The following is an 11,497-nucleotide window of genomic DNA, read 5'->3' as shown; positions in this document are numbered from 1 at the left end:
CACGTTAAAGCAAAAACCCCCTCTGACGAGGGGGAATGCTGTGCCCGAGGTGGGACTCGAACTGCATTCCGGCCCTTGCAAACACTGGACTCCCGCGGAAACATACGGAATCCGGCCCGATCCGACCCACATACGGCCCACTGGCGGACGCCACCCTCCGCCGAGAGCTCGATGCTAGTCGGCAAGTGCCTGGAGCGTGCCTGCCTCCGAAGTGAGCCCTGCAGCAATGCCGTCGAGCACTTTGCGGAGTCCCCATATGTACTGCTCGGTGGATATGTAGCCGGCCATGGTGCCCGCAGCGGCGGCGGACAATGGGTGGGTTTCGGCCGGGATGGCGGAAAAGCCTGCCTGGCGTGCTGCTGTCCGTTCTGCTTCTGGGGGCAACCTGTGTGTTTCGACGGAATCCGCAACTTCCAGGGCTATCGAACCGAAGACGTAGACGATCAGCAGATAGGCCGCTTTGGCAGCGTCCCCCGGCGTGAGGCCGGTATCCACGAGAATGCCCATGAGGCGTTCGTTCAGGGCGAGTGCGTGTGGGCCGTTCATCGGCCCGCCAATCATCAGATTGACAGCGCCCGGATGCGCGGTGAGTCGTTCCCGCAACTCCAGGGCGAGAGCTTCAATTCTTTGGCGCCATGGCACGTCGCGGTCCGCGAAGACCGCATGGTCGACCAGTCCGAGCAGGTGCTCGACAATCGCCTGAACCACCGCGGCTTTGTCGGGAAAGTATGTGTAGACCGCGTTGGGTGCCACGCCGACCCGCGCGGCGATGCCCCGGATGGACGCCGCCTTCATGCCGCCCTCATCCAGGAGGTCCAGTGTCGCCTCCAGGATCTCCTCCTGGGTCAGTGCACGGCGGGGTCCGGGCCTGGATTTCCGATCTGGTGACGCCATCGTCCGGATCCTCTCTATTGACAATCTTCTGTACGTCGTACACTATTTGTACAGCGTACACTAATTGTACGACGTGCAACATTCTCGGGAAGATGGGCACCATGACAACCACTTACGCGGACAGGAACCTCCTATGGGCGACCGGCGGATTGTTCGTCGTGAGCGCCCTTACGTTCGCGGCGGCAGCTACCACGCTTTCGGTGACGTTTGACTGGCCGGACATCCTGCGGGAACCGGCCAGCGTTGTGCTGCCGGCCTTCGCGGCCGGCGGTCCCGGGCTGGTTTGGACCTGGTTTGCGACGGCCTGGGCGTACGGGCTCCTTGCCGTGCCGATTCTTCTGCTGCCCGCGGCGCTCGGCCTCCGCCAGGATCCGACCCTGCGGGTCGCCACATACGCAGGTGCCGCCTCAGTGCTCCTGTCTCTCATCGGGTTCCTGCGCTGGGTGTTCGTCGTTCCGCCCCTCGCAGGCTCCTACGTCACGGGAGATGCAACGACACGGGCGGCGGTGGACGCCGCCTGGACCGCCCAGCACCAGTTCGGCGGAGCGCTGCTGGGGGAACACCTGGGTCAGTTGCTTGTCATCGCATGGTCGGTCACGCTCTGCGTGATCATCCTGCGCAGCGGGATCCTCCCGCGCTGGCTCGGTGCCGCCGGGCTCCTCGTCAGCATCATCTACCTGCTGAATCAGGGCGACATCCTTGCCACGGCAGTCCCGGGATTTCCTGTCTGGGACCTGGCAGGGCTCCTCGGCAGCACCGGCTGGGGATTGTGGGTGGCCGCACTGGGCGTCAGCATCCTGGTGCGCTCCGCCCGCCGCGGAAGCCCCACAGCCGCCACCCCCTCCATTACTCCCTCCCCCCCCACGGCACCCACAGAACCCCGGCAGCCAACGACGGGCAAAAGGAATTGATCCCCATGAACCGCATCAAAGCATCCCGAACAACGTTCCTTCGCAGCTGGCTACTCTGGACCGCCGGATTCCTCGCCCTGCCGCTGGCCGGGTTCGCCGGAAGCGCGGTCATCGGACGCGTGGACGGGCCGCCGGGTGCGTTGGCCGGCGGAGCCATTGCAGGGCTCATCATCGGCGCCGGCCAGACGCTTACGAGCAGCCGCCGGCTGCAGGCCCGGAAGTGGATCCCCGCAACTGCTATCGGCATGAGCGCAGGACTGTTCCTCGGCGCCGCCGCCGTCAACTACCGCACGTCACTCGGTGATCTTGCCCTGATGGGGGCCATCAACGGCCTCGTTCTCGGTTCCGCACAGGCGTTGGCCCTGCCCCGCCGTGCGCAGCGGCGCTGGATCTGGGCTATGGCAATGCCAGCAGTGTGGGCTCTGGGATGGGCCATCACCACCCTGGCCATGATCCAGGTCGGCCAGCAATTCATCGTCTTCGGCGCCAGCGGAGCACTCGTCGTCACCGCGATCACCGGACTCCTGCTCCAGATCCTCCTGCCCGTCCGGGCTCCCGGGGAGCGACGTGCCGCGCAGGCGCCCTCGGCGGCAACAGCATGAGCACGGGACTGCACGTCATATTCGGCACCGGGGCCATCGGTCTCGCCACCTTTGACGCTCTCCGGCGCCGCGGCCGGACCGTCCGGCTCGTGAACCGGTCGGGACAGGCACGCGTTCCCGATGACGTCGAAATCGCCGCGGGGGACGCCAGCGATCCCGCATTCGCCGCCGAGGCAGCCCGCGGTGCCGCCGTCGTTTATCAGACCCTGAACCCGCCGTACGCTCAATGGAGCACACAGTTCCCCGCCCTGCAGTCCGGCGTTCTCGCGGCGGCCGAAAGCAGCGGCGCCCGCCTGGTCAGCATGGAAAACGTCTACATGTACGGCCGCCCCGACGGACACCCGCTGACGGAGGACCGCGCGAACAACGCCCACACGAAAAAAGGGCAACTCAGGGCAAAGATGTCGCAAGAGCTCCTCACTGCCCACCGCGCCGGCCGCGTCCAAGTCGCCATCGGTCGCGCCTCCGACTACTTCGGCCCCCGGGGAGGTGCACAATCCAACCTCGGCGACCGGGTCTTCCCCGCAGCCCTGGCCGGAAAAACCGCCACTGTGCTCGGCGACCCGGACCAGCCCCATACCTACACATACATCCCTGACATCGGCGAAGGCCTCGCAGTCCTCGGCGAACACCCCGACGCCCCCGGAGAAATCTGGCACCTGCCCAACGACCCCGAAACCCGCACAACAAGAGACCTTGTCGACATGATCTTCAAACTTGCCGGCCAGCCGCGCGCCAGACTCCGAACCATGCCGCCGCTGCTTCTGCGCGGCCTAAGTCTCTTCAACCCCACTGTCCGTGAACTCCTCGAAATGCAGTATCAATTCGAGGAGCCATTCATCGTCGACAGCAGCAAAATCATGAACAGACTAGGACTCACAGCAACCCCCCTCGATGAGGCCATCGCCGGAACACTCCGGGCATACAACTCTGGCAGGTCCGCGCCGGTGCAATAACACGCTCAAGGTCAACTTTCCGGGGATGGTGTCAGGACGAATCATCGTTTTTTAGCGGCGTCGACGATGTCGGGGGTGAGACTGTTAAAGTGGTTGAGCTGGACCTCTGAACTGCGTTATGTCAGTTCTCGGACGTTTTTCCACTGGCTGATCCCTGCAGTCGCGGTAGGTTTTGTTCGTCAGCGTCTGCGACCCGCAAGCCACTGGCCGAAGCCGGGCCCAAAACTGGCGGCAAAGCCGGGCCCTGTCGTTGAATCCGCCCACCGCTTCTGGTGAGCACCGCCGTCGCCACTCCTCCCAGCAGGAGCAGTCCGCCAGCCACTTCCGTGGCCGAGGGCACCTCCTGCAGAGCCAGCCACGCGGCGCTCATCCCCACGACCGGCACTAGCAGCGTGAAAGGGACCACGGCCGACGGCGAGTATTTCGCGAGCAGCCGGTTCCAGATCCCATAACCCACCAGCGAAGCGAAAACCGCAGTGTATAGCGCGCTCAAGACAGTGGCGGGCTGGAGGTCTCCGATCGCTGCCGTGATGGCATCGGGACCATCGATGATCAGCGAAAGTCCGGCGAGCGGGAGCGGGACCACCGCACCCGACCAGACCACCAGCCCCAGCCCCGACGCCGCCTTGGCTTTGCGTGCAACCACGTTGCCCACAGCCCAGGAAAGCGCCGCGGCCAGCACAATGACAAACGGAAGTAGCGGGGCAACGGCACTGCGGCCCACCGCCACTACCGCCAGGCCGGCGACGCCAAGTACGACGCCGGCCAACTGACGCCCGCTAGGCCGCTCGCCAAGGAACACGGCGGCCAACAGAACCGTAAGCAGAACCTGCGCCTGTAGTACCAAAGAGGCCAGACCAGCCGGCATGCCCAGCGCCATGGCCAGATACAGCAGCCCGAACTGGCCGGCACTCATAAAGAGCCCGACACCGATAATTGCTGCCCAGCTGACCTCAGGCTTGCGCACGAAGAAAATCCAGGGGAAGACCACCAGGACAAACCGCATCGCCACGAACAGCAACGGCGGAACGTCGCGTCCGTTGGTGTGGAGGCCCAAGTCGATGGCCACAAAGTTTAGGCCCCACAAAACAGCGACCAGGGCGGCAAGCAAGGAATGGCGAAGGTTCACGCTCCTCACCTTGACAGAGAGGAGAATGAAGCACCAGCGTTGATTCATACCGCATAGCATGTACGTTTGCTTCATGATAGACATCGGAGCGCTCCGTGCGCTGGCAGCGATTGAGCACCATGGTTCCGTCATTGCAGCATCAGAGGTGATGGGCTTCAGCCCGTCGGCGGTATCGCAGCAGATCAAGAAGCTGGAAAAGCAGACTGGCTTCTCGGTCCTGGAGCGGCATGGCCGAGGTGTGCTGCTGACTGAACGCGGACTTGCCTTGGCCGCTTATGGGCGCCGCATTCTCGCCGAACTGGAAGAACTCCAGTCCACGCTCCTGGCCGATCCCGCCAAACCGTACGGCCGCTTGAAGGTGGTGTCCTTCTCCACCGCGTGCCGGGGGCTGGTGGGGCCGATGCTGGGCATGCTCGCTTCCTCCGGAACTGATCTGGACGTCACTGTGCTGGCTGAGGACCCACGTGAAGCCGTGGCACGTGTAGCCGGCGGGGAAGCCGACCTCGGCATCGTCCACGACTGGAACTCCGTCCCGCTTGTGATTCCAGAGCACGTGGTGCTCGAGTGGCTTTGCGATGACATCGCGGATCTTCTGGTTCACCGCAACCATCCCCTGGCAGGAAGGGCGGAGGTGGAAGCTGCCGATATGGTTGATGAGCGCTGGATCAGCACCCCGCACGGCGCCATCTGCAACGAGGCACTATTGCGGATTTTTGCCGATCTGGGCCGTGTCCCGGATATCCAGGTCTACGATCCGGACTTCGCAACCCACATCGCGCTGGTGGAGCAGGGGGCCGTGGTGGCGCTCGTGCCTCGTCTCGGTAGACCCGCACTGCCCGCCGATGTGGTCGCTGTACCGGTGGTCCATCCCGTGCCGGCTCGTCATGTGGGGATAGTGCACCGCAGGACCATGACCGAAAGCCCGGGCATTCAGCACCTTGCAGGCCTCCTGCGCAAGATTGCAGGCCCAGCTGCGAGCTAGTGGCGCCCTGGGCGCAAAGTATCAAGCGCCCTCTCCGCTTCACCACCGGAGACTCTGACGGCCGGGTATCAGAAAGCCCAGAAGCCGGGCTCCGGCAGCCCTGACGGTTTGTGCATCCGACTACGGATCAAAATGCAGACCGTACAGGCAACTTTGAACACTCAGAAGAGCGATCCGGGAAGGTTCGGGTCATGAGCACAGTTCCGCCGGCGCCGGCCCATTGATGAGCTGTCGAATAGGTCTTCCTAACGCGAGGCATATCTTGATTCGCTGGATCGATCGGCTTTGGCTACTTGGGCATATGCCCCGATTTCACCTCACAACCGGGGGGAAAACTCTCTTGAATTGTGAACTGGCGCACACGAAGGTTGAGAGCACAGGCTGGCCCCATTCAAAATGGTCAGCCCTCACTTTGGGAGAAGATCCATGCCTCAATCGTCCGTTGCCTCATCCATTTCACCGCCCGGTCCAAAAATAGACAAGATGCGCAAGATCGCCGTAGCCAGTGTTATCGGAACCACCGTTGAGTGGTATGACCTGTTTCTCTTTGCTACCGCTTCTGCCCTTGTTTTCAACAAGATCTTCTTCCCAAGCTTTGATGCGTTGGTCGGAACCATGTTGGCGTTCGGCACCTTTGCTGCTGCCTATGTCGCCCGAATGGCCGGCGCGGCGCTCTTCGGCCACTTCGGTGACCGGATGGGGCGCAAATCGATGCTCCTTACATCACTGCTGACGATGGGTGCCGCGACATTTGCAATCGGCCTCCTGCCGGACTACGCAACGATCGGCATCGCAGCGCCGATTCTTCTGCTCTTGCTTCGAGTCATTCAGGGACTTGCTCTTGGCGGGGAGTGGGGCGGAGCAGTCCTGATGGTGGTGGAGCATTCTCCGAAGGAAAAGCGTGGGTTCTACGGGTCCCTGGTCCAGGTCGGTGTCCCCGGCGGAACGCTGATCGCCAATCTCGTGTTCTTGATCATCGCAGGAATCATGCCTGAGGAAGACCTGCTGGCTTGGGGCTGGCGGATTCCTTTCCTCGCCAGTGTCATCCTGGTTGCTGTGGGTCTGTACATTCGGCTGACTCTCGAAGAGACTCCCTCATTCCAGGCCGTCAAGGACGCGGGAGCCAAAGCAAAAATGCCGTTGGCCGAATTGCTGCGGAAGTATTGGAAACAGGTCCTTCTCGGCGCGCTGGCGACAATTTCTACCGGAACCGCCTTCAATATTCTGGTGGCGTTCGGGCTGACCTACGGCAAGACAAAACTGGGCTTTACTACGAATGACATGCTTATTGCAGTCCTGGCGGCTTGCGCAGTGGGAATCATCATGCTCCCAGTTTTCGGCAAATTATCAGACAAGTTTGGCCGCAAGCCCATTATCGTCGGCGGGATAGTAGCCGAGATCGTCGTCGCATTCCCGCTGTTCTGGCTGATGGACACCCGTTCCCTCGCTGGCGTGGTCTTCGGATACATCCTGCTGATGACGGCATTTTGTGCGAACTACGGCCCGATCGCCACTTTCCTGGCCGAACTCTTCGGTTCGCGGGTCCGATATTCCGGCCTCTCTGTCGCATACATGCTCGCCGGTCTCCTTGGCAGCGCGATTACACCAGTCGTCACAACAGCTCTGCTGAACGCCACAGGCCAGGGGTCCTCCGTGGCATGGTTCATGATCGGCTCGGCCGCTGTTTCCCTCGTGGCCTTGCTCCTGCTCACTGAAACGTTGCGTTCCAACATCGATGCAATCCACGAAGCGCCTTCTGAGGCTGCCGACCGCGACGAAGTTGCCACTCGAGCATGATCCGGCGCATCAGCACACGGGACGGCGTCAATGCCCTGCCCAGTCCATCCCCTCAGGCCATCGTGGCCAGTGGCCTCGTATTTACCTCAGGACAGGTACCGCTGCGCACCGTCCCGGAAGAGGACGGCCGGAACTTCGCCGACGACGTACGTCTGGTGCTTGCAAACCTCTCTGCGACTCTCGAGGATTCGGGGTCCAGCTTGAAACTCGTACTGAAAATAACCACGTTCCTCACGGATCCACGGCTGGCCGAATACAACGAGATCTACGCGGACGTCTTCGGCGATCACCTTCCTGCCAGAACGACCGTGATGGTGTCCGAAAGCGATTACAGCATCGAAATCCATTGCATAGCGGCCGTGGCGGACGGTCAAGAGCCACCGCATATTCGCCGCATCGCCAACGCACCAGGAATGGCTCCGGTCCTTGGGCCCTATTCCCAGGCCGTCGTTGCCAACGGAATGGTCTTCACGTCAGGCCAGATCCCGGCCCGACCCAGTATGCAGGACCAGCCGGAGGACTTCGCCGGAAAAGTCCGCCAGACCCTGACCAACATGGAAGCCATCCTCCTTGAGGCGGGCTCTGATCTTGCCCACGTCACGAAGGTCACCACCTACTTGACCGACCCGGAACAGTTGGCTGAATACAACAGCGTGTACGCCGAGGTTTTCGGGTCAACGTTGCCGGCACGCTCCTCATGCTGCGTTGGCATTTGGGACATTGCGCTGGAGATCGAGTGCATCGCGTTGGTGGCGGACGGACCGCCGCAGGAGCCATTTACCCAAGAGCCGAAATTCGTCCCCGTTCTCCAGGAAGCGGTGCAGACATGCTGACGCGACTGGCTACCTTTCCAGGTATGGCGGCCTCGGTGGGACCGTTCTCCCAAGCTGTGGTTGCAGGGGGATTTGTCTTCACTACCGGTCAGATTCCGCTGATCGCCGGGACGGACGAYCGGCCAGCGGACTTTGAAGGGAAAGTCCGCCAGGTGCTTACCAATCTCCAAACCGTTCTTGAAGGGGCAGGCTCCGGCCTTGACCGCGTTGTCAACGCGACCGTGTATTTATCCGACAAGAGTCAGGACGAGGAGTATCGCCGCATCTATGCTGATGTTTTCGGTTCCCGTGCTCCTGCACTCACGTCGATCTGCGTGGGGATCTGGGATTTCTCCTTCGAGATTCAGTGCATAGCCGTCATGAAGGAGGGCAGCGGCTCATGAACGGCACAGTCCGTCTGACCCAGACCCTGGATGCTGATCTGGTTAGCCGGCTTCAGTCCGTGAGCTTTCCCACCATCGGGCATTTCCTGGAGGAAGGTTTCCTCGACTCGGGCGTCCGGTCGATGCTCCGGAATGTTCACCTTGTTGGCCGAGCAGTGACCGTTCGCATTGCCTCTGCAGATGCCTTCGCCACGAACCGGGCGCTGGCACTTCTGGAACCTGGCGACGTTCTTGTCATCGAAACAGGGCATGACACCACTCATGCACCTGTGGGTGCTGTCACCGCGTGTGCAGCCCAATGCGCCGGTGCCGCAGGGATCGTCGTGGACGGAGTGGTGACCGACATCGTGGAGCTCCGGAGCGCGGGGCTTCCGGTTTTCGCCCGCGGAACCAGCGTCCTCACGGCTAAGCGCAAGCTCGATACCAACAGTGCGGTGAATGTTCCTGTGCTGTGCGGCGGGGTGACTGTGAACCCAGGCGACGTAGTGATGGCCGATGACAATGGGGTCCTTGTTCTCTCGCCGGGGGATGCCGCGGCCATTGTTGACCTAGCCCTGTCAACAGACCGTGCTGAGCCGGACATTCTGCGACGCCTGCGTTCGGGGGATGCCATCGACACGGTTCTTCCATGCGGAATGGAATAGGCTCCAACGGATCCTCCCACTGAAACGCGAAGTGCCCGACTGGATACCAGTCGGGCACTTCYGCGTAGGTGGCTGAAGATCCTCCATGGCGGCTCGGAGGGTGACTGTCAAATTCAGTTCCGGGCGGCTAACTTCCGCAGCAATTCGTCGAGCAGGAGTGTTTCTCCGGGCAGCCTCCCTGCTCTGACGCACGCGTCAAAAGAGATGAACGCGGCCGATGCACTCACAGTGCATCGGCCGCGTTCATGTCGGTTTCCCACGAAGCCGCGAAGCGGACTAGAGCCTTGCCAGCACGGAAGCCAGCCGGTGGATGCCCTCGGTGATGAGGTCCGGGCTGAGCGCGCTGAATGCCAGGCGCAGCTTATGCGACGGCGCGGTGTTCGGTGAAAACGCGGCTCCCGGGAAGAACACCACACCGGCCTCCACCGCCGTCGTGCTGAGCGCCTGGGTGTCCACCGACCCAGGCAGCGTGAGCCAGGTGAAGAAGCCGCCTTCAGGCCTGGTCCAGGTCACGCCGTCGGGCATGGTCGCCGAGAGAGCCGCTAGGGCGGCGTCGCTGCGGAGCCGATAGGCGGCACGTGCGAGATCGATCTGGCCTTGCCAGTCGTAGTCGCGGAGATAAGCAGAAGTGAGCATCTGGTTGAAGGCCGGCGGGCACAGCGTGCTGGACTCTCCGATAATGAGGAAGCGCTGCTTCAAGTGAGGTGGAACCAGCGCCCAGCCGAGCCTGAGGCCGGGAGCGAATATTTTGGAGAAGGAACTCAAATAGATGACGTCCAAGGGGTTGGCCGCCCGCATCGCAGGGAGCGCGTCTCCGCGGTAGCGGAGCAATCCATAAGGGTTGTCTTCAACGACGAGGATGTTGGCGTCCCGGCAGATGTCGACTACCTGCTGGCGCCGTTCCAGGCTCAGGGTTACACCTGTTGGATTATTGAAGTTGGGAATCGTGTAGAGGAACTTGATGTGCTTCCCCACTCCCCGCAACGCGTGGATGCGCTCCTGCAGGGCTTCCGGGATCAGTCCGTCGGAGTCCGTCAGAACAGGCTGGACGTCTACTTCGTACACGGAAAACGTGCCCAAGGCCCCCATATACGTGGCGTCATCCGTCAGCACCGTGTCCCCCGGATCGCAAAGAATCTTCGTCACGGTGTCAAGGCCGGACTGGGATCCGATGGTCACGGAAACGTCGTCCGGATCGGCGTCAGTGATGCCTTCGAGGGACATTATCGAGCAGATCTGCGACCGCAGTTCCTCGGTTCCTTGCCCAGCTCCGTACTGTAGCGCCTGGGAACCCTGACCGGAGATAATGGCGGCCGCCGTCTCGCCAAGGGCAGCCAGAGGCAGTGAGCCGACGTCCGGATTGCCGCCAGCCAGCGAAATAATCCCTGGCCGTGCAGCAGCGGCAAAGATCTCCCGCACGGCCGTGGATGGGGTGGAGGCCGCCCGTCGGGCCCACAATTCCGTATGGTTCGAGCGGACGAACATGACATCCGGCTCCACCACGGTCATCGTGCGACTCCCGCAGAGGCGGACACGGTCTCCAGAGCGCCGTCGAAGACAAGAGCGGTGTCCTGGGCCGTGAAGGTGGTGCTTGAAGTCATGATGTTCCCCTTTGAACTGAACATGCTGTAGAGGCTAAGACTGGGTGGAATGCTGCAGGACGGCTTGGCGTGAGGACAGGGTGTTGTGGGTGAAGCGGCCTCCGACGGCGGTAGCCAGTACCTGCAGTTCGCTGACGTCCGGCGCATCCAAAGGAGAAGCGGACAGCACCGTGAAGTCGGCGAGTTTCCCCGGAACCAGCGAACCCTTCGAAGTCGATGCTCCGGTGGCCGCGGCGGCGCCCGTGGTGTACGCAGCAAGGGCCTGGTACGGGGTCAGCCGCTCGTCCGGGTTGCCGAACACGGCGCCGGAGGAGGTCTTGCGGTCTATGAAGGCCTGCATCCCGCGCAGCACATTGCCGTCGGCCACGGGCCGGTCCGAGCTGCCGGCCAGGGTGACCCCGGCGGCCAGGAAGGAGGCGGCCCGGTACGCCCAGGGCAGGCGGCCGGGGCCTAGTGAATCGGCCATGCCGTCGCCGCCGTCGAAGAAGAAGCTGGCCTGCGGGGTGACGGCGATGTTCGCGGCGGCCAGCTTTGGAAGCTGTTCCGGCCGCGTCATCGAGGCGTGTTCGATCCTGTTGGGCACGGCCCGGGGGCCGTATTTCGCGGCGCAGCCGGTGATGATCTCGATCGCGAGGTCCACGGCGCGGTCGCCGATTGCGTGCGCCGCGATCGACCAGCCGGCCGCGTAGGCGGCCTCGATCTTTGCCCGGAGCGTCTCCGGTTCCGCCTGGAAGTAGCCGGTGTTGCCGGTGTTGTCCGTCCCGC

12 protein-coding genes are annotated in these 11,497 nt (G+C 62.7%); 8 read left to right on the top strand and 4 right to left on the bottom strand.

Annotated elements, in window-relative coordinates; genetic code table 11:
- Window positions 1–174 precede the first annotated feature (174 nt).
- Entirely contained in the window at window positions 175–894 is a 720-nt protein-coding gene (locus tag AC1DZQ_RS22225) for a TetR/AcrR family transcriptional regulator (RefSeq protein WP_476965530.1), read from the bottom strand.
- Window positions 895–995: 101 nt separating this feature from the next.
- On the opposite strand from AC1DZQ_RS22225, the gene AC1DZQ_RS22220 reads away from it, so the two are divergent.
- Genes AC1DZQ_RS22220 through AC1DZQ_RS22210 form a run of 3 tightly spaced genes read left to right on the top strand, consistent with a single transcriptional unit; the run spans window position 996 to window position 3,363 of the window.
- The gene (locus AC1DZQ_RS22220; RefSeq protein WP_476965529.1) at window positions 996–1,805 is read left to right on the top strand and encodes a DUF4386 domain-containing protein; all 810 of its coding nucleotides are present in this window, start codon (window positions 996–998) and stop codon (window positions 1,803–1,805) included.
- A gap of 5 nt (window positions 1,806–1,810) precedes the next feature.
- A complete protein-coding gene (locus AC1DZQ_RS22215) occupies window positions 1,811–2,407 on the top strand; it encodes a hypothetical protein (protein WP_476965528.1) in 597 nt (198 codons plus the stop codon).
- Entirely contained in the window at window positions 2,404–3,363 is a 960-nt protein-coding gene (locus AC1DZQ_RS22210; protein WP_476965527.1) for an NAD-dependent epimerase/dehydratase family protein, read from the top strand. Before AC1DZQ_RS22215 ends, AC1DZQ_RS22210 begins: the two co-directional genes overlap by 4 nt.
- Before the next feature lie 121 nt (window positions 3,364–3,484).
- Here the strand turns inward: AC1DZQ_RS22210 and AC1DZQ_RS22205 are convergent, their stop codons facing one another.
- On the bottom strand, window positions 3,485–4,492 hold the full coding sequence (locus AC1DZQ_RS22205) for an EamA family transporter (RefSeq protein ID WP_476965531.1): 1,008 nt from the start codon (window positions 4,490–4,492) through the stop codon (window positions 3,485–3,487).
- Window positions 4,493–4,565: 73 nt separating this feature from the next.
- On the opposite strand from AC1DZQ_RS22205, the gene AC1DZQ_RS22200 reads away from it, so the two are divergent.
- The 5 genes from AC1DZQ_RS22200 (at window position 4,566) to AC1DZQ_RS22180 (ending at window position 9,131) form a co-directional block, all read left to right on the top strand.
- Window positions 4,566–5,474, top strand: coding sequence for a LysR family transcriptional regulator (locus tag AC1DZQ_RS22200; RefSeq protein WP_476965526.1), 909 nt, complete (start codon window positions 4,566–4,568; stop codon window positions 5,472–5,474).
- Between the two features lie 483 nt (window positions 5,475–5,957).
- A complete protein-coding gene (locus AC1DZQ_RS22195) occupies window positions 5,958–7,271 on the top strand; it encodes an MFS transporter (RefSeq protein WP_476965525.1) in 1,314 nt (437 codons plus the stop codon).
- Window positions 7,268–8,104 (top strand): RidA family protein, encoded by an 837-nt coding sequence (locus tag AC1DZQ_RS22190; RefSeq protein ID WP_476965524.1) that lies wholly within the window; start codon window positions 7,268–7,270, stop codon window positions 8,102–8,104. Before AC1DZQ_RS22195 ends, AC1DZQ_RS22190 begins: the two co-directional genes overlap by 4 nt.
- Window positions 8,098–8,487 carry a RidA family protein gene (locus AC1DZQ_RS22185; protein ID WP_476965523.1) on the top strand — a complete coding sequence of 130 codons (390 nt, stop codon included), beginning with the start codon at window positions 8,098–8,100 and terminating at the stop codon, window positions 8,485–8,487. Before AC1DZQ_RS22190 ends, AC1DZQ_RS22185 begins: the two co-directional genes overlap by 7 nt.
- The gene (locus tag AC1DZQ_RS22180; RefSeq protein ID WP_476965522.1) at window positions 8,484–9,131 is read left to right on the top strand and encodes an RraA family protein; all 648 of its coding nucleotides are present in this window, start codon (window positions 8,484–8,486) and stop codon (window positions 9,129–9,131) included. Before AC1DZQ_RS22185 ends, AC1DZQ_RS22180 begins: the two co-directional genes overlap by 4 nt.
- Window positions 9,132–9,407: 276 nt before the next feature.
- Here AC1DZQ_RS22180 and AC1DZQ_RS22175 read toward each other — a convergent pair whose 3' ends face one another.
- Together AC1DZQ_RS22175 and AC1DZQ_RS22170 are read right to left on the bottom strand one after the other, a co-directional pair.
- Window positions 9,408–10,640, bottom strand: a complete 1,233-nt coding sequence (locus AC1DZQ_RS22175) for an aminotransferase-like domain-containing protein (RefSeq protein WP_476965521.1) — start codon at window positions 10,638–10,640, stop codon at window positions 9,408–9,410.
- A gap of 126 nt (window positions 10,641–10,766) precedes the next feature.
- Window positions 10,767–11,497: amidohydrolase family protein (locus tag AC1DZQ_RS22170; protein ID WP_476965520.1), on the bottom strand; the 731-nt coding region annotated here is incomplete at its 5' end.

The sequence above is a fragment of the Arthrobacter sp. P1_C12_2 genome, assembly GCF_056406415.1.
Note: the sequence above shows the minus strand (reverse complement) of the source record. Positions and strands in the feature narration are given on the sequence as shown.

Bases quoted from the DNA above. Each gene is read 5' to 3' on its own strand.
- AC1DZQ_RS22225 (WP_476965530.1), bottom strand. From the start codon at position 894: ATGGCGTCACCAGATCGGAAATCCAGGCCCGGACCCCGCCGTGCACTG.
- AC1DZQ_RS22220 (WP_476965529.1), top strand. From the start codon at position 996: ATGACAACCACTTACGCGGACAGGAACCTCCTATGGGCGACCGGCGGA.
- AC1DZQ_RS22215 (WP_476965528.1), top strand. From the start codon at position 1,811: ATGAACCGCATCAAAGCATCCCGAACAACGTTCCTTCGCAGCTGGCTA.
- AC1DZQ_RS22210 (WP_476965527.1), top strand. From the start codon at position 2,404: ATGAGCACGGGACTGCACGTCATATTCGGCACCGGGGCCATCGGTCTC.
- AC1DZQ_RS22200 (WP_476965526.1), top strand. From the start codon at position 4,566: ATGATAGACATCGGAGCGCTCCGTGCGCTGGCAGCGATTGAGCACCAT.
- AC1DZQ_RS22195 (WP_476965525.1), top strand. From the start codon at position 5,958: ATGCGCAAGATCGCCGTAGCCAGTGTTATCGGAACCACCGTTGAGTGG.
- AC1DZQ_RS22190 (WP_476965524.1), top strand. From the start codon at position 7,268: ATGATCCGGCGCATCAGCACACGGGACGGCGTCAATGCCCTGCCCAGT.
- AC1DZQ_RS22180 (WP_476965522.1), top strand. From the start codon at position 8,484: ATGAACGGCACAGTCCGTCTGACCCAGACCCTGGATGCTGATCTGGTT.
- AC1DZQ_RS22175 (WP_476965521.1), bottom strand. From the start codon at position 10,640: ATGACCGTGGTGGAGCCGGATGTCATGTTCGTCCGCTCGAACCATACG.